General features: G+C 72.6%; 19 protein-coding genes. 13 read left to right on the plus strand and 6 right to left on the minus strand.

Annotated features, from left to right (window positions below):
* Nucleotides 1–45 precede the first annotated feature (45 nt).
* Nucleotides 46–264, minus strand: coding sequence for a hypothetical protein (locus BLT52_RS18385; RefSeq protein WP_090597082.1), 219 nt, complete (start codon nucleotides 262–264; stop codon nucleotides 46–48).
* A gap of 89 nt (nucleotides 265–353) precedes the next feature.
* Here BLT52_RS18385 and BLT52_RS18390 point away from each other — a divergent pair, with 89 nt between their 5' ends.
* Genes BLT52_RS18390 through BLT52_RS20980 form a run of 3 tightly spaced genes read left to right on the plus strand, consistent with a single transcriptional unit; the run spans nucleotide 354 to nucleotide 2,559 of the window.
* Nucleotides 354–2,078, plus strand: coding sequence for a DEDD exonuclease domain-containing protein (locus tag BLT52_RS18390; protein ID WP_090595545.1), 1,725 nt, complete (start codon nucleotides 354–356; stop codon nucleotides 2,076–2,078).
* Between the two features lie 23 nt (nucleotides 2,079–2,101).
* On the plus strand, nucleotides 2,102–2,380 hold the full coding sequence (locus BLT52_RS18395; RefSeq protein ID WP_090595546.1) for an Lrp/AsnC family transcriptional regulator: 279 nt from the start codon (nucleotides 2,102–2,104) through the stop codon (nucleotides 2,378–2,380).
* A gap of 2 nt (nucleotides 2,381–2,382) precedes the next feature.
* Nucleotides 2,383–2,559 (plus strand): hypothetical protein, encoded by a 177-nt coding sequence (locus BLT52_RS20980; protein WP_157677207.1) that lies wholly within the window; start codon nucleotides 2,383–2,385, stop codon nucleotides 2,557–2,559.
* 108 nt (nucleotides 2,560–2,667) lie between these two features.
* Here BLT52_RS20980 and BLT52_RS18400 read toward each other — a convergent pair whose 3' ends face one another.
* Both BLT52_RS18400 and BLT52_RS18405 read right to left on the minus strand, forming a co-directional pair.
* Nucleotides 2,668–3,558, minus strand: coding sequence for a rhomboid family intramembrane serine protease (locus BLT52_RS18400; RefSeq protein WP_157677208.1), 891 nt, complete (start codon nucleotides 3,556–3,558; stop codon nucleotides 2,668–2,670).
* Nucleotides 3,559–3,565: 7 nt separating this feature from the next.
* Nucleotides 3,566–4,078 (minus strand): peptidylprolyl isomerase, encoded by a 513-nt coding sequence (locus BLT52_RS18405; RefSeq protein WP_090595549.1) that lies wholly within the window; start codon nucleotides 4,076–4,078, stop codon nucleotides 3,566–3,568.
* A gap of 186 nt (nucleotides 4,079–4,264) precedes the next feature.
* Here BLT52_RS18405 and BLT52_RS21290 point away from each other — a divergent pair, with 186 nt between their 5' ends.
* The 3 genes from BLT52_RS21290 to BLT52_RS18415 all read left to right on the plus strand — a co-directional run bounded on the left by BLT52_RS21290 (nucleotide 4,265) and on the right by BLT52_RS18415 (nucleotide 6,466).
* Complete coding sequence (locus BLT52_RS21290) at nucleotides 4,265–5,164, plus strand: sunset domain-containing protein (protein ID WP_157677209.1); 900 nt, start codon at nucleotides 4,265–4,267, stop codon at nucleotides 5,162–5,164.
* A 145-nt stretch (nucleotides 5,165–5,309) separates the two neighbouring features.
* A complete protein-coding gene (locus BLT52_RS20985) occupies nucleotides 5,310–5,789 on the plus strand; it encodes a hypothetical protein (RefSeq protein ID WP_157677210.1) in 480 nt (159 codons plus the stop codon).
* 23 nt (nucleotides 5,790–5,812) lie between these two features.
* A complete protein-coding gene (locus tag BLT52_RS18415; protein ID WP_157677211.1) occupies nucleotides 5,813–6,466 on the plus strand; it encodes a prepilin peptidase in 654 nt (217 codons plus the stop codon).
* Nucleotides 6,467–6,468: 2 nt separating this feature from the next.
* Here BLT52_RS18415 and trpD read toward each other — a convergent pair whose 3' ends face one another.
* Complete coding sequence (gene trpD, locus BLT52_RS18420) at nucleotides 6,469–7,536, minus strand: anthranilate phosphoribosyltransferase (protein WP_090595554.1); 1,068 nt, start codon at nucleotides 7,534–7,536, stop codon at nucleotides 6,469–6,471.
* 22 nt (nucleotides 7,537–7,558) lie between these two features.
* Complete coding sequence (locus BLT52_RS18425; protein WP_090595555.1) at nucleotides 7,559–7,990, minus strand: ANTAR domain-containing protein; 432 nt, start codon at nucleotides 7,988–7,990, stop codon at nucleotides 7,559–7,561.
* Nucleotides 7,991–8,223: 233 nt separating this feature from the next.
* Here BLT52_RS18425 and ctaE point away from each other — a divergent pair, with 233 nt between their 5' ends.
* From ctaE to BLT52_RS18450, 5 genes are all read left to right on the plus strand, one after another.
* Nucleotides 8,224–8,937 (plus strand): aa3-type cytochrome oxidase subunit III, encoded by a 714-nt coding sequence (gene ctaE / locus BLT52_RS18430; RefSeq protein ID WP_172804075.1) that lies wholly within the window; start codon nucleotides 8,224–8,226, stop codon nucleotides 8,935–8,937.
* Nucleotides 8,938–9,002: 65 nt separating this feature from the next.
* A complete protein-coding gene (gene qcrC / locus BLT52_RS18435) occupies nucleotides 9,003–9,803 on the plus strand; it encodes a cytochrome bc1 complex diheme cytochrome c subunit (RefSeq protein WP_090595557.1) in 801 nt (266 codons plus the stop codon).
* Entirely contained in the window at nucleotides 9,770–10,885 is a 1,116-nt protein-coding gene (gene qcrA / locus BLT52_RS18440) for a cytochrome bc1 complex Rieske iron-sulfur subunit (RefSeq protein ID WP_090597086.1), read from the plus strand. Before qcrC ends, qcrA begins: the two co-directional genes overlap by 34 nt.
* Nucleotides 10,885–12,645, plus strand: a complete 1,761-nt coding sequence (qcrB, locus tag BLT52_RS18445) for a cytochrome bc1 complex cytochrome b subunit (RefSeq protein ID WP_090595559.1) — start codon at nucleotides 10,885–10,887, stop codon at nucleotides 12,643–12,645. Before qcrA ends, qcrB begins: the two co-directional genes overlap by 1 nt.
* 193 nt (nucleotides 12,646–12,838) lie before the next feature.
* Complete coding sequence (locus tag BLT52_RS18450; protein WP_090595560.1) at nucleotides 12,839–13,165, plus strand: tetratricopeptide repeat protein; 327 nt, start codon at nucleotides 12,839–12,841, stop codon at nucleotides 13,163–13,165.
* A gap of 26 nt (nucleotides 13,166–13,191) precedes the next feature.
* On the opposite strand, the gene BLT52_RS18455 is transcribed toward BLT52_RS18450, so the two are convergent.
* Nucleotides 13,192–14,220 (minus strand): glutathione S-transferase family protein, encoded by a 1,029-nt coding sequence (locus BLT52_RS18455; RefSeq protein WP_090595562.1) that lies wholly within the window; start codon nucleotides 14,218–14,220, stop codon nucleotides 13,192–13,194.
* Between the two features lie 94 nt (nucleotides 14,221–14,314).
* Between BLT52_RS18455 and BLT52_RS18460 the strand changes: the two genes are divergently transcribed.
* On the plus strand, nucleotides 14,315–15,715 hold the full coding sequence (locus BLT52_RS18460; RefSeq protein WP_231946670.1) for a GuaB1 family IMP dehydrogenase-related protein: 1,401 nt from the start codon (nucleotides 14,315–14,317) through the stop codon (nucleotides 15,713–15,715).
* A 104-nt stretch (nucleotides 15,716–15,819) separates the two neighbouring features.
* Nucleotides 15,820–16,089, plus strand: coding sequence for a DUF2277 domain-containing protein (locus tag BLT52_RS18465; RefSeq protein ID WP_090595565.1), 270 nt, complete (start codon nucleotides 15,820–15,822; stop codon nucleotides 16,087–16,089).
* The last annotated feature ends 9 nt before the right edge of the window (nucleotides 16,090–16,098 follow it).

The following is a 16,098-nucleotide window of genomic DNA, read 5'->3' on the forward strand; positions in this document are numbered from 1 at the left end:
GGTATGACAACGCACGGCCACATACCAAATGGTTGCTGAGTGTTCTCAGGCGGTGTCCAGGTGACCTGGGTCACACACCGGGGCGACGAGCCGCAGCGGGGGCAGCAGACCGGAGCCGGCCAGCGCCGTCAGCGCCTGCCGCTCGGCGTCGTCGAGCACCACGGGCGCCGTCTCCGGGCGCCCCATCAGCACGGTGATCACGCACCCGTCGCAGGCGGGTCCGCGGACGGCACAGGTGTCGCAGTCGATGGTCAAGGAGTCCATGGCGTCCACGATGACCACCCGCACTGACACTTCCGTGCGGGGGCGCCGGCTCCCCGGAACTGTCAGGGGGACTTCCTAGCCTCACCTCCATGCCGCTCGCCGTCCCCGCGACCCAGCCCTCCTTCGAGGAGCTGGGCACCCTGCTGCCCGACGTCACCTTCGTGGTGGTCGACCTCGAGACCACCGGCAGCACCGCCGAGAGCTCCATCACCGAGTTCGGCGCGGTGCGGGTGCGCGGTGGGGTGGTGCAGGGGGAGTTCCAGACGCTGGTCCGCCCGGCCGAGCCGATCCCGGCGCTGGTGGCCGTGCTCACCGGCATCACCAACCAGATGGTCGGCTCCGCCCCGCGGCTGGCCGAGGTGCTGCCGAGCTTCCTGGAGTTCGCCCGCGGCGGGGTGCTGGTGGCGCACAACGCCGGCTTCGACGTCGGCTTCCTGCGTCGGGCCTGCGAGCAGCTGGGCTACCCCTGGCCGGCCCCGCGGGTGCTGGACACGGTGGCGCTGGCCCGCCAGATCCTGCTGCGCGACGAGGTGCCGAACTGCCGGCTCGCCACCCTGGCCTCCCACTTCGCCAGCACCACGACCCCGAACCACCGGGCCCTGAGCGACGCCCGGGCCACCGTGGACGTGCTGCACGGCCTGCTGGAGCGGGTCGGCAACCTCGGGGTGCACACCCTGGAGGACCTGGTCGAGTTCGGCCGCCGGGTGTCCCCCCAGCGCCGGGCCAAGCGGGTCTGGGCCCAGCACCTGCCCGAGGGGCCCGGGGTCTACCTCTTCCACACCGACACCCCCACGCCCTCGGGCTCGGCGCCGCGCCCGCTGCGCGCAGGTCGCGAGGTGCTCTACGTCGGCACCTCCCGCCGGGTGCGGACCCGCGTCCGCAGCTACTTCACCGCCTCGGAGAAGCGACCCCGGATGGAGGAGATGATCCGGGTCTCCAGCGGGGTCGAGGCGATCCCGTGCAGCACCGCGCTGCAGGCGGAGGTGCTCGAGCTGCGTCTGATCGCCGCCCACCGCCCCCGCTACAACAAGCGCTCCAAGCACCCCGAGCGCCAGCTCTGGGTGAAGGTGACGGTGGAGCCCTTCCCCCGGCTGTCGGTGGTGCGGCAGGTGCTCCCCGACGAGGCCACCTACCTCGGCCCCTTCCGCCGCCGCGCCGACGCCGACGAGGCGGTGCTCTGCCTGCAGGACACCCACCCGCTGCGGCAGTGCACCGCCCGGATCCGGCTGGCGCAGGACGGCTCGGCCTGCGCGCTGGCCCAGCTGGGACGCTGCTGCTCCCCCTGCGACGGGTCGGTGAGCCGGGAGGAGTACGCGGGCGTGGTGGCCGGGGTCCGGGCCAGCATGGCCACCGACGTCCGGGCCGTGCTCGACGTCACCGGGCAGCGGCTGCTGCGGCTGGCCCGCCAGCAGCGCTACGAGGAGGCCGGGCAGGTGCGGGACCGGCTGCGGGTGCTGGCCCGGGCGGTCCGGCGCCAGCAGCGGGTGGAGAGCCTGGTGCGGTGCCGGCAGGTGGTCGCGGCCCGGCTGGTCGACGAGGGCTGGGAGATCCACGTGCTGCGCTGGGGCCGGCTCGCGGGCGCGGCGGTGGCCCGACCCGGGGAGGTGCCCCAGGTGGTGGCCCGGGCCGCGGTGGCCACCGCGGAGACGGTCAGCCCGCCCACCCCGGCTGCGCCGGCGGCCAGCACCGAGGAGGTGGAGCGGGTGGCCAGCTGGATGGAGCAGCCGGGGGTCCGGCTGATCGAGATGGATGGTGAGTGGAGCTGGCCGCTGCACGCCGTGGCCCCCTCCGACCGGCTCCCCCTGGACGTCTGACCCGCCACCCCTAGGATCGGCCCATGATCACCGCGATTGTCTTCGTCGAGGCCGAGGTGGCCCGGATCCCCGAGGTCGCCGAGGAGATCGCCTCGCTGCCGGGCATCACCGAGGTGTACTCGGTGACGGGCTCGATCGACCTGATCGCGGTGCTCCGCGTCCGCTCCCACGAGGAGGTGGCCACCCTGGTGGCCGACCGGCTCAACAAGGTGCCCGGGATCCTCGACACCGAGACCCACATCGCCTTCCGGGCCTACTCCAGCCACGACCTGGAGGCAGCGTTCTCCCTCGGGGTGGAGTGAGCGTGGTCTCCCCCGACGCGGTGCGACCCCCGGCGCAGGAGGTACCCCTCCGCACCTCGGCCCGGGCGGGGCTGGCCGCGCTGGCCGCGATCACCCTGCTGGCCTGCCTTCTGACCGGCTGGCTGATGGCCCCGCCCGATCCCGAGCCGCTGCCGGTGGAGCGGCGCGCCACCGGCTGAGGCACGCCCCGACGTCCGTCCCACGGGCGTGTCCCGCCCGGCCGGCGGTCGCACAGGTGAAGCGCCCGGGGGACCGGCAGCGTGGCGAGCCCGGCGAGACGCTCGGGCTCAGCCGACGAGGAACCGGCCGGCGACCAGGAGCACGCCCACCCCGGTCAGACCCAGCAGGCCGAGGACCTGCCGGCGGACCCGGCCCTGGCGCGGTCCCCAGGTCCAGATCAGCCCGACCGCGGCGCCGAAGGCGACGCCACCGAGGATGCCCAGCACCTGACCGGCCACGGCCTGCAGGCCCGAGGACCCGCCGATGCTGAAGATGCCGCCCAGGGCCAGGTTGAAGCCCACCAGGATCGCCAGGAAGACCAGGTCGGGTTTGACGTCCTCGGAGCGGCGGAACTTGAGCGCGGCGTTCATGGCCAGCAGCCCGAGCAACGCGGTCAGACCGCCGAACAGCCCGGCCGCGGGCGGACCGAGGGCGAAGACCACCGCAGCGGCACCGAAGCCCGACAGCAGGTAGGCGGCGATGATCCGCCACCGTCCCACCTCGGCCTCGATGGAGCGGCAGACCAGGAACAGGAAGAGCGCGTTGATCAGGAGGTTGAACAGGCTGCCGGAGGTGAAGGAGTGGGTGACCAGCCGCCACACCTCACCCTGGGCCACCAGCACGTTGACCGAGTACAGCTGCGACTCGATGCCGCTGACCAGGTCGGCCAGACCGACCACGACCTTGACCCCGACCAGGATCGCGGCGGCGGAGTAGGCCGTCAGGGGCCCGCCGGCGCCCCCGAGACGCGCCCCGGTCCGGGTGCGCGGGGTGCGGGCACCCGGCAGGGCGCGCCGGGCGCACCCGGGGCACTGGAACCCCACCGAGGCCTCGACCATGCACTCGTTGCAGATCGGCCGACCGCACCGCTGGCAGGCGATGCCGGTCAACCGGTCGGCGTGCCGGTAGCAGGGCCGGAACGCCGGCTCCTGCACCGGCGGGCGCGTCGTGTCGCTCACCCAGGGCTCAGGAGATCTCGACCGACTCGACGACCACGGGCTCGACGGGACGGTCCATCCGGCCGGTGCGCACCGAGGCGATGGCGTCGACCACGTCGCGGCTGGCCTGGTCGGCCACCTCGCCGAAGATCGTGTGCTTGCGGTTCAGGTGCGGGGTGGGGCCCACGGTGATGAAGAACTGCGAGCCGTTGGTGCCCGGACCGGCGTTGGCCATGGCCAGCAGGTACGGCTTGGAGAAGCTCAGCTCGGGGTGGAACTCGTCGGCGAAGGTGTAGCCCGGGCCGCCGGTGCCGGTGCCCAGCGGGCAGCCGCCCTGGATCATGAACCCGTCGATCACCCGGTGGAAGGTCAGGCCGTCGTAGAAGCGGCCCGTCGTCTTCTCGTCGGTCTCCGGGTCGCGGTACTCCTGGGTGCCGTTCGCCAGGCCCACGAAGTTGGCCACCGTCTTCGGCGCCTGCTGGTCGAAGAGCTCGATGCGGACGTCGCCGAGGTTGGTGTGCAGGGTCGCGGTCTGGCCCACGGGGTGCCTTTCGTCGAGATGGGCGCCGGTCGTGCCGGCGCGGGACGCCGTCCATCCTGTCACGCCCGCTCCAGGGCCGGTGCGCCCGGCGGCGGTGACCGACCGGCCGCTAGGGTGGACGGACTCCAGTGTGGAGAGAACGAACGACCCTTCGGAGGAAACGTGTCACGCAAGAAAGCGAAGGTCTTGCGCGCCGCCGCAGAGACAACTCACACGGCCGCAGAACGTGGAGCCGACGCCGTCGAGAAGGCGGTCGACGCCATCTCCGACTACGTGGACTCGCTGTCCCCGTACGTCGAGGCGGCGGGCGACAGGGTGGGCCCGCTGGCCCAGCAGGCGAAGGCCCGGAGCGCGGCTGCCGCGCACCAGGCCGTGGACGCCCTCGCCCCGGTGCTCAGCGACGCCAGGGAGTTCGTGTCCCCTGCGGTGGAGAGCGCGCGCGGCAAGGTGCAGGACGACCTGCTGCCCCGGCTGAGCGAGGTGCTGGAGCGCGCCGCGGACAGCGACGTCGCCCGCACCGCCACCTCCAGGGGTGCTGCGACCATGGCCGCCCTCAAGGGCGAGCTCGAGCTCCCGCAGCCGAAGAAGGAGAAGAAGGGTGGCGTGGGTCGTGTGATCCGGCGCATCGCCCTGGTCGCCGCCCTGCTCGGGGTCGGCTACGTGGCCTTCAAGAAGTTCTTCGGCCCGAAGGACTCCGGGTGGGAGACCTACCAGCCCAGCGCTCCCTACAGCGGCTCGACCACCACCACCGCCACCCCGGCGGAGAAGCCGGCCGAGCCGGCGGACTCCCAGCCGAGCACCGCGGAGGAGGCGATCGCCGCCGCCACCTCGGAGACCCCCTCCGGCGAGACCCCGGCCGAGTCCGTGGACCGGGTCGACTCCCTCGCGGGTGACGCGGCCGGCCGGTACGGCTCCAACGCCTACGTGGGTGCCGAGCCGCCGGCGGACTTCACCGTCAAGGGCAACGAGCGCTCGATGAAGTACCACACCGTCGAGAGCGGTGGCTACGAGCGCACCATCGCCGACGTCTGGTTCGCCGACGAGGCCGCGGCCGAGGCCGCCGGCTTCACCAAGGCCCAGCGCTGACCGCTGGGTCCAGACCCGCACGCCCCCGGTGACCACGGTCACCGGGGGCGTGCTGCGTCCGGACCCGGAAGATCTTCACGCTCCCGGCTCATGCCCAGGGACCCGGAACGGCTTTCTCCAGTGAGACCACCCACAGGAGGAGCCGATGTCCACGACCACCACCACCTTGCGCAGCCTCGGCGCGGACAGGGACGCCCACTGGGTGCTGGCCACCCCCTTCCGCGCCCACCTGCGTCACCTCAGCCGCAGCACCGGTGTGCCGTGGCGCGCCCTGGCCCTGGCCGCCGGCGTCGAGCCGACCCTGGTGCGGGCCCTGCTGCACGGTCGCGGCGGGCGCCCGCTCAAGCGCCTGCACCCCGAGGCGGCCCGTCGACTGCTGGAGCTGACCCCGCGCTCGGTCGAGGGTCTGCGGCACCGCCGGGTCGTCGCCGGTGAGGTACCGCGGCGCCTGCGCGAGCTCCGGTCGGCGGGGGTGGGCACCGAGGAGCTGGCGGCCTGGCTCCAGGTCCCCCAGCCGGAGGTGCTCGCCCTGCTGGAGGGGCCGCCCGGGTGCTGCACCGAGCTCACGGCACTCTTGGCCGAGGCGTTGTGGAGCGCCCGGGGGCTGGAGCCGGTGGCCGCCTGAGGGGCGAGGGACAGGAGGCGCGCGTGACGGTCTGGCTTGGTGCGACCACCGTGCTGCTGGCGGTCGTCGCGGTGGTGCTGCTGCCGCCGGTGCTGCGTCGGCTGCCCGAGCCGGTGACCACCGACGGCAGCGGCCCCGGCTACGCCCGGCTGGCTCGTCCCTCCACGGTGCTGCTGCACCTGGCCGCGGCCGGTGCGGGCACCGCCGTGGTGCTGCTGGCCGTCCCGGCGCCGTCGTGGCCGCTGTGGTGGCCGCTGCTCACCGCCGGGGTGGCCAGCGCCGTGGTGGACGCCCGCACGACGTGGATCCCGCGGCCGCTGTCGTGGGCCGGCTGGGCGCTGGGCGTGCTCTCGACCGCGGTGGCGCTCGTCGTCGCCCCGCCGCGCGCCGTCCTGGTGGCGGTGCTCGGGGCACTGGCCGCCGGCGCGCTGCTGTGGCTGGTGTGGCGGCTCTCCCGGGGAGGCATCGGCTTCGGCGACGTCCGACTGGCACCCCTGGTGGGGATGGCGGCGGGCTCGATGGGGGAGCTCGGCTGGTGGTGGGGTCTGCTGCTGGGGACGTCGCTGGGCGCCGTGGTCGCGGTGCTGCGCCGGGTGTCGCGTCGCCCCGGGGCGATGCCCTACGGCCCCGCCCTGGTGGCGGGGCCGCTGCTGGCCGCGCTGCTCGGCGCCGGCTGAGGTCAGGGGCCGGCGACGGACCGGGTGGCCTCCACCCAGCGCGCCAGCAGGTCGGCGGCGGCGCCGGAGTCGACCGCGCTCGTCGCCCGCCGCAGCGGCTCCTCCAGCTGGCCGGCCAGGTCGCGGTCGGGGTCGGGGCCGTCGGCGGCCAGCAGGGCGGCGGCGGCGTTCAGCAGCACGATGTCGCGCACCGGTCCGGACTCCCCCGCCACCAGGTCGCGCACCACCTGCGCGTTGACGCCCGCGTCCCCACCGACCAGCGCCTCCGGCGTGCTGCGGGCGAGGCCCAGCGTGCGGGGGTCGAAGTCCACCCGGGCGGACCGGCCGCCGCGGATCAGCCACACGGTGGAGTCGGTGGTGGTGGTGAGCTCGTCCAGGCCGTCGTCGCCGTGGAAGACCAGCCCGGACGTGCCGCGCTCGGCCAGCACGCCGGCCACCAGCCCGGCCATCCGGAGGTCGGCCACCCCGAGGGCCTGCGCGCCCGGGCGCGCCGGGTTGCTCAGCGGGCCGAGGAAGTTGAAGGCGGTGGCCACACCCAGCTCACGGCGCACCGGTCCGGCGTGACGGAGCCCCGGGTGGTAGCGCGGGGCGAAGAGGAAGACGATGCCGACCTCGGTCAGCACCTGCACCTGCTGCTCGGGGCTGAGGTCGAGCACCACCCCCAGCTCCTCGAGCACGTCCGCGGTGCCGCAGGCCGAGCTCGCGGCCCGGTTGCCGTGCTTGGCCACCCGGGCCCCGGCCGCGGCGGCCACCAGCGCGGCCATGGTGGAGACGTTGACCGTGTTGGCCCGGTCCCCACCGCTGCCCACCACGTCGACCAGCCCGCCGCCGAGGTCGATCGGGGTGGCCTCGGCCACCAGGGCCGCCGACAGCCCGGCCAGCTCCTCGACCGTCTCCCCCTTGGCCCGCAGCGCCACCACGAAGCCGGCGACCTGCACGGGCGTGGCCTGGCCGGTGAGGATCTCCCCCATCGCCCAGCGTGCCTGCGCGGCGACGAGGTCACGACCCTGCACCAGGTCGGTGATCAGGGCCGGCCAGGTGGGTGCGGCAGAGGGCGCGGGTCGGCTCATCGGGTCTCCGGTCGGGTGGTGGTCAGGAGCCGGTGCCGGCCAGCGAGGCCCGCAGCAGCCCCGCGGCGACCTCGGGCAGGCGCACCGGGTCCAGCGGGTAGGCCAGCGCGGCGTCCGCGCCCGACCAGGTGGCCAGCCAGGCGTCCTGCTGGCGCGCGACCAGCACCAGCAGCGGCGGGCACTTGGCCACCTCGTCCTTGAGCTGGCGTGCCATGCCGAGCCCACCGGCCGGTGTGGCCTCCCCGTCCAGCACGACCAGGTCCACCCCGCCGGCGTCGACCGCGTTCACCAGCGCGACCTGGGTGGCCACCTCGACCAGCGCCACCGGCGGGAGGTCGACGGCCACCCTGCTGCCGAGGGCGAGCCGGACCTGCTCGCGGGTGGTGCGGTCGTCGGAGTAGACCACGACGCGCAGGGGCGTGGGGGCGGTGCTGCCGGGGTGCGGGTCTGCCATCTGTTCCTCGCCGGGAGTGCGTCGCGGTCGGTCGGGCTGTGCTCGGCATGCTAGCGCCCGCCGGGCACCGTGCCACGGAGGCGTCCGAGCCGGCGGGGGTGGCGTCCACGACGCGTTGTAGGACAGCGCGGGGGGTTCGTCTATGACGCCGCGTAGGAGCAGAGTGGCCATCGTCACCGGATCGTGGCCCCCCGCGGAGTGAAACCGTCGGCGGTTGTTGGCATGATGACCCCGTGGCCACTTCGACATCCTCCCCAGCCGCCGGCGTCCCGCACGGGAGCCTGCACCCGATCGCGCGCTCGCGGCTGACCGGGACGCCGGGTCGACCCGACGCCGTCGCGGTCGGCACCATCGTCTGGCTGGCCTCGGAGCTGCTGTTCTTCGGCGGCCTCTTCGCCGCCTACTTCACGACCCGGAGCGTCACCAACGCCCAGGCCGAGGCCGCCGGCGTGGCGACCAGCGTCTGGGAGCACGGCGCGGGGATGCTCAACGTCGAGTTCGCCATCATCAACACCGCGATCCTGGTGGCCTCCTCGGTCACCTGCCAGCTCGGGGTGAACGCCGTCGAGCACGGCCAGAGCCGGGTCAAGCGCACGGGTCCGCTGTGGAAGATCGGCGGCTGGGGCCTGCGCGAGTGGTTCATGGCCACCTTCGTGATGGGCTCCATCTTCATCGGCGGCCAGGTCTACGAGTACGCGATGCTCTTCTCCGAGGGCCTCACGCTGTCCTCCGACGTCTACGGGTCGGTGTTCTTCCTGGCCACGGGCTTCCACGGGCTGCACGTCACCGGCGGCCTGGTGGCCTTCCTGTTCCTGCTGGGACGCACCTACCTGGCCCGCACCTTCACCCACGAGCAGGCCACCGCCGCCGTCGCCGTGTCGTACTACTGGCACTTCGTCGACGTCGTCTGGATCCTCCTGTTCGCCGTCATCTACTTCCTGCAGTGATGCGTCCGCAGCGCCCCGCAGGCCGGAAACCACGTCACCAGCAGCAGACCAGGAAGGTTGACCCCGTGAAGTTCCTCTCCTCCAGGAGACGCCACAAGGCGGTGAAGCCGCTGCTGCTCGTCGCCGCCCTCTTCCTCATGGGTGGCCTGTACTCCGTCGCGGTCCCCGAGCAGCAGTCCAGCGCCGACACCGGCACCTCGACCCAGGTCGAGGAGGGGCGCCAGCTCTTCGCCGTCGGCTGCGCCTCCTGCCACGGCCTGAACGGCGAGGGCAGCAGCGAGGGCCCGTCCGTGGTCGGCGTGGGTGCCGCCTCGGTGGACTTCCAGGTCGAGACCGGGCGGATGCCGATGGCCCAGCCCGCCGAGCAGGCACCCCAGCACGAGGTCACCTACAGCCGCGAGGAGATCGACGCGCTGGCCGCCTACGTGGCCAGCCTGGGCCCCGGCCCCGAGATCCCCTCCCCCGAGCAGTACGACCCCGCGGGTCTGACCGCCGAGGAGATCGCTGCCGGCGGCGAGCTGTTCCGCACCAACTGCTCGGCCTGCCACAACTTCACCGGCGCCGGTGGCGCACTGCCCAACGGCAAGTACGCCCCCGCCCTGGAGGGCGTCACCCCCAAGCACATCCACGAGGCGCTGCGCACCGGTCCCCAGCAGATGCCCGTCTTCGCCGAGTCCACCATCAGCGACGAGAACGTCCGCCAGATCATCGCCTACCTCGAGACGCTGCAGCAGGAGCCCAGCGGGGGTCTCACCCTCGGCGGCCTCGGCCCGGTGTCGGAGGGTCTGTGGGGCTGGATCATCGGGATCGGTGGCCTGTCCCTGTTCGCCGTCTGGATCGCCTCGAAGGGAGCACGCAGCAAGTGAGCACCGCCGAGAGGTCCACCGAGCTCGACCGCGCAGGAGTCCGCTCCGACGACGAGCGGTACCCCGTCGACAACCCCGGGGTGGAGCACGAACCGCCCCGCTGGACCGACGTCGACACCGACGCCGGCAACGCCGCCTACCGCTTCGTGGTCGGCTGCTTCGCCCTGGTCCCCGTGTTCTCGATCGCCTTCGTGGTGATCTACTTCGCCGTCCCCGAGACCCTCTACATCGACCTCGGGAGCAACCACTACCTGGCCCAGCACGTGCTGCTCGGCTTCACCCTGGGCATGGCGATCCTCCTGGTCGGTGTGGGTGCCGTCCAGTGGGGCCGTCTGCTGATGGTGGACAACGAGATCACCGAGGAGCGCCACACCGCCGCCTCGAGCGCCGAGACGCGCGCCGCTGCCATCGAGATCGTCTACCAGGGCCTCGACGAGTCCGGCCTCCAGCGCCGCAAGCTGATCGGGCGCAGCCTGCTGGGCGCGCTCGGCATCCTCCTGGTGCCGGCGGTCGTGACCCTGGCCGACCTCGGCCCCTGGCCCACCCGCGCCCTGCGCGCGGAGACCATCGAGAAGACCATCTGGGGCCCCGGCGTCCGGCTGGTCAACGACGTGACCTACGAGCCCATCCTGGCCGCGGACCTCGAGATCGGTCAGCTGGTCAACGCCGAGCCCGCGACCATCACCGAGCTGCACGGCCACGAGGTCCTCGTCGAGAAGGCCAAGTCCGCCATCATCGTGGTCCGGATGGACCCGAACTCCATCAAGATCCCCGCCTCGCGCACCAGCTGGCAGGTCAACGGGATCCTCTGCTACTCCAAGATCTGCACCCACGTGGGCTGCCCGATCTCGCTGTGGGAGCAGCAGACGCACCACCTGCTCTGCCCCTGCCACCAGTCGACCTTCGACCTCGGCAACTCCGGAGTGGTCGTCTTCGGCCCGGCAGCACGTTCGCTGCCTCAGCTGCCGATCACCACCGACGAGGAGGGCTACCTGATCGCCATCAGCGACTTCACCGTGCCGGTCGGGCCCAGCTACTTCGAGCGGGACTCCCGCAACGACTACCAGGAGGGTGACAGCTGATGGCCAAGCCAGCCACGTTGTCCGAGGAGCGCACGGTCGCGGCCCCGGAGGCCGGACGTACGCCCGGACCGGTGCTCCGCAAGGCAGCCGGTCCGGCCACGTGGGCCGACGAGCGCGTCGGCGCCGCCGGTCTCGGCAAGTTCTTCCTGCGCAAGGTGTTCCCCGACCACTGGTCGTTCCTGCTCGGTGAGATCGCGCTCTACAGCTTCGTCATCCTCCTGGTCACCGGCGTGTTCCTGACCATCTGGTACAAGCCGTCGATGGCCGAGATCGAGTACGAGGGCAGCTACCAGCTCCTCCGCGGGCTGGCCATGTCCGAGGCCTACGAGTCGACGCTTAACATCAGCTTCGACATCCGCGGCGGTCTGCTGATGCGGCAGGTGCACCACTGGTCCGCGACGCTGTTCGTCGCGGCGATGTTCGCCCACATGCTCCGCGTCTTCTTCACCGGCGCGTTCCGCAAGCCCCGTGAGATCAACTGGGTGATCGGTGTGGCCCTGCTGGGGCTGGGGGTGATCGAGGGCTTCGCGGGGTACTCGCTGCCCGACGACCTGCTCTCGGGAACCGGTCTGCGCTTCGTCGACGGCCTGGTCCGGTCGATCCCGGTGATCGGCACCTGGGCGGAGTTCTTCATCTTCGGCGGGGAGTTCCCGGGCACGCTGATCATCAGCCGGCTCTACATGGTGCACATCCTGCTGGTCCCGGGCCTCCTGCTGGCGCTGATCGCCGCGCACCTGGCCCTGCTCGTCTACCACAAGCACACCCACTACCCCGGACCCGGGCGCACCGACAAGAACGTCGTCGGCTACCCGCTGTACCCGGTCTACATGGCCAAGGCCGGTGGCTTCTTCTTCATCGTGTTCGGCGTGACCACCCTGATGGGCGCGTTCATGCAGATCAACCCGGTGTGGAGCTACGGCCCCTACAACCCCTCGCAGGTGACCGCCGGCTCCCAGCCTGACTGGTACATGGGCTGGGTCGAGGGTGCGGTCCGCATCATGCCGGGCTGGGAGTCCCACTGGGGCTCGACCACCTGGTCCTGGAACGTGCTGCTGCCCGGTGTCTTCCTGCTGACCCTGCTGTTCGTCATCCTCGGCGTCTACCCCTGGGTCGAGGCCTGGCTGACCGGGGACAAGCGCGAGCACCACCTGCTCGAGCGGCCGCGCACCAACGCCACCCGCACCGCCTTCGGCGTGGCCGGCATCACCTGCTTCATCATGTTCATGCTGGGTGGCGGCAACGACATCCTGGCCACCCAGTTCCGGCTCTCGCTGAACGCGATCTCGCTGATCCTGAGGGTGGCGGTGTTCGTGGCCCCGGTGCTGGCGTTCATCATCACCAAGCGGATCTGCATCGCGTTGCAGCGGGTCGACCAGGAGCGGCTGCTGCACGGCAGCGAGTCCGGCATCATCAACCGCTCCCCGGTGGGTGGGTACTCCGAGGACCACCTGCCGATCGCCGACGGTGAGGCCTACACCCTCATCTCGCACAACGAGTACCCGGCGCTGGAGGACGAGGAGGGCGTCAGCGAGCGTCAGAAGAAGGCGCGTCGCTGGTTCTACGGCGACAACATGTCCAAGCCCACCCGGGCCGAGCTCGAGGCGGCCGCGCACCACGCAGCCGACCACTCCCTGGAGGGGCATGGGTCGGACGGGCACGAGATCGAGGAGTCCCGGCGGCCGGCGCTGACCGGCGGCAAGGACGGCGACACCGCGCAGGACGACGTCACCACGCAGGACGGTGACGGCGACCAGCGCTGACAGCACTGATGGCCCAGCAGGGGCCCGGGACCACTGGTCCCGGGCCCCTGCTGCGTCCCGGGCGGTGCGGACCAGCCCCTCGTCGGCGGCACCCTCCAGCCCCGTTCCCGGGGCGGGGAACAAGGCCGGTGGTCGGGCCGTTGCAGCGGGCGGACCGACCCGTGAGGGCGGACCGACCCGTGAGGAGGGCGAGATGATGGACGACCTGACCGCCATGAGGTTCGCGATGGCCGAGAGGCGTTTCGCGGAGCGCGACTACCGGGGCGCCGGCGAGCAGCTGGCCCTGGTGGTCGCGCAGAACCCCAGCCACCTGAGCGCGCGGCTGCTGCTGGCCCGCAGCCACTTCCACGCCGCGCTGCTGGAGCCCGCGCGCCGCGAGCTGCAGAACGTCCTGGACCAGGACCCGACCGAGCCCTACGCCCGGCTGATGATGGTCCGGACGCTGGAGCGCCAGGGACGCCGTGACGAGGCCGCCACCCAGCGGCGGCTGGCCGAGGCCATGGGCGTCGAGCTGGTCTGAGGACCGGCGGACCGGGTCCCGACCGCTCAGGCGGTCGGGACCCAGTTCTCTGCCGGGACGACCTCGTCCGGCGTCGGTGGGCCGGGCGGGGTGCCGTCACCGAACGGACGCCCGCCCAGCTCGTCTCGACCGTGCGGGGTGAGGAAGCCGCGGACGTCGGGCCCCTTCGGCACGATCCGGGTCGGGTTGATGTCGGTGTGGGTCAGGTAGTAGTGCTGCTTGATCTGCACGAAGTCGGTGGTGTCACCGAAACCGGGGGTCTGGAACAGGTCCCGGGTGTAGGCCCAGAGCACCGGCATCTCCACCAGCTTCTGGCGGTTGCACTTGAAGTGGCCGTGGTAGACGGCGTCGAAGCGGACCAGGGTGGTGAACAGCCGCACGTCGGCCTCGGTGACCGTGTCCCCCACCAGGTAGCGCCGGGTGCTCAGGTGCTCCTCCAGGTGGTCCAGCCGGGTGAACAGGCGGTCGTAGGCGGTGTCGTAGGCCTGCTGGGAGCCGGCGAACCCGCACCGGTACACCCCGTTGTTCACCTCGGTGAAGTTGCGGTAGGCCATCTCGTCGATCTCGTCCCGCAGGGCCTCGGGGTACAGGTCCGGGGCGCCCTCCCGGTGCAGGTCGCCCCACTCGGTGGAGAGGTCGAGCGTCATCTGCGGGTAGTCGTTGGTGACCAGCTTCCCGGTGGTGACGTCCACCAGGGCCGGCACGGTGATCCCCTTGGGGTAGTCGGGGTCGAGGGCGAGGTAGGCCTCCTGCAGCCGCTCGTAGCCCAGCACCGGGTCCCTGCCCCCGGGATCGAGGTCGAAGGTCCAGCTGCGGGCGTCGTGGGTGGGGCCGCACATCCCCATCGAGATGGCGTCCTCCAGCCCGAGCAGCCGCCGGACGATGACCGCCCGGTTCGCCCACGGGCAGGCACGGGCCACCACGAGGCGGTAGCGCCCGGCCTCGGGGGTGAACCCGTCGGCGCCGTCACGGGTGATCCGGGTCGGCACGTAGTTCGTGTCGCGCTTGAACTCCCCCGCCTCGACGTAGGACCCCTGGGCTGTCTGCTCTGCCATGGTCGCGAGTCTAGGCGGCGCGCTGCTCACCTAGGCTGGGCGGGTGCGCTTCCTGAACGAGCCGACCACCGACCTCACCTACAACGACGTCTTCATGGTGCCCAGCCGCTCCGCGGTGACCTCGCGCCACGACGTCGACCTGACCAGCACCGACGGCACGGCCACGCCGCTGCCCATCGTGGTGGCCAACATGACGGCGGTCTCGGGTCGCCGGATGGCCGAGACGGTGGCCCGCCGCGGCGCGGTGGCGATCATCCCCCAGGACCTGCCCGCCGACGTGGTGGCCGAGGCCGTGACCAAGGTGAAGGCGGCCCCGGTGGCCTTCGACACCCCGGTGCTGGTGGACCCCAGCACCACGGTCGGTGAGACGCTCAGCCTGATCCCCAAGCGGGCCCACGGTCTGGCCGTGGTGGTGCGCGACGGCCGCCCGGTGGGTGTCGTCCGCCCGGACCAGGCCGCCGGGTCGGACCGGTTCGCCCAGGCCCACGAGGTGATGAGCACCGACCTGCTGACCGTGCCCACCTCCACCACCCCGCGCGAGATCTTCGACGCCCTGGCCAGCAGCCACCAGGACGTCGCCGTGGCCGTCGACGACGACGGCGCGCTGGTGGGCGTGATGACCGCCCGCGGCGCCCTCCGCGCGGGCATCTACTCCCCCGCGCTGGACCGGCAGGGACGGCTCCGCGTCGGCGCGGCGGTGGGCATCAACGGCGACGTCGCCGGACGGGCGGAGCAGCTGCTGGCCGCCGGGGTGGACGTGCTGGTGGTCGACACCGCCCACGGCCACCAGGAGAAGATGCTGAGCGCCCTGGCGGCCGTGCACGCGGTGCGCGAGGCCGCGGCCACCGACGGGCACCGGGTGCCGCTGGTGGCCGGGAACGTGGTCACCGCGCAGGGCACCCGGGACCTGATCGAGGCCGGCGCGGACGTCGTCAAGGTCGGCGTCGGCCCGGGTGCGATGTGCACCACCCGGATGCAAACCGGCGTCGGACGCCCGCAGTTCAGCGCCGTGCTCGAGTGCGCCGAGGCGGCCAGGGCGCTGGGCCGCTCGATCTGGGCCGACGGCGGGGTGCGCCACCCCCGCGACATCGCCCTCGCCCTGGCCGCCGGGGCCGGCTCGGTGATGATCGGCTCCTGGTTCGCCGGCACCCACGAGAGCACCGGGGACCTGCTGAGCGACGCCCAGGGCCGCAGCTACAAGGAGTCCTTCGGGATGGCCTCGGCGCGCGCGGTCAAGAACCGCACCAGGAGCGCCTCGGGCTACGACCGCGCGCTGGCCGGCCTGTTCGAGGAGGGCATCTCCTCCTCGCGGATGTACCTCGACCCGGATCGTCCAGGCGTGGAGGACCTGCTGGACTTCATCACCTCCGGCGTCCGCTCCAGCTGCACCTACGTCGGCGCCCGCTCGCTGGCGGAGTTCGCCGAGCTGGCCGTGGTCGGCGTCCAGTCCCGCTCCGGCTACGACGAGGGACGTCCGCTGCACGCCAGCTGGTGAGCCCGCTGCGCTCCCGCGGACGGGCTGGACGCCGCGGGGCGCGTGAGCGGCCAGAACACCCCTGAGGGGTCCCGCACGGGCTGCGTGCGTCCTACAGTGAGCGCATGTGCCGCAACATCCGGACCCTGCACAACTTCGAGCCCCCGGCCTCGTCGGAGGAGGTGCACGCCGCCGCCCTGCAGTACGTCCGCAAGGTGGCCGGCACCACCAAGCCGTCCCAGGCCAACGCCGCGGCCTTCGAACGGGCCGTGCACGAGATCGCCCACATCACCGAGCACCTGCTGGAGGAGCTGACCACCTCGGCACCGGCGAAGAACCGCGAGGAGGAGGCTGCCAAGGCGCGGGCGCGCTCGGCAGCCCGCTACGCCTCCTGACCCCAGGCG

The organism is Auraticoccus monumenti, from assembly GCF_900101785.1.
In the GTDB taxonomy this organism is placed as follows: domain Bacteria; phylum Actinomycetota; class Actinomycetes; order Propionibacteriales; family Propionibacteriaceae; genus Auraticoccus; species Auraticoccus monumenti.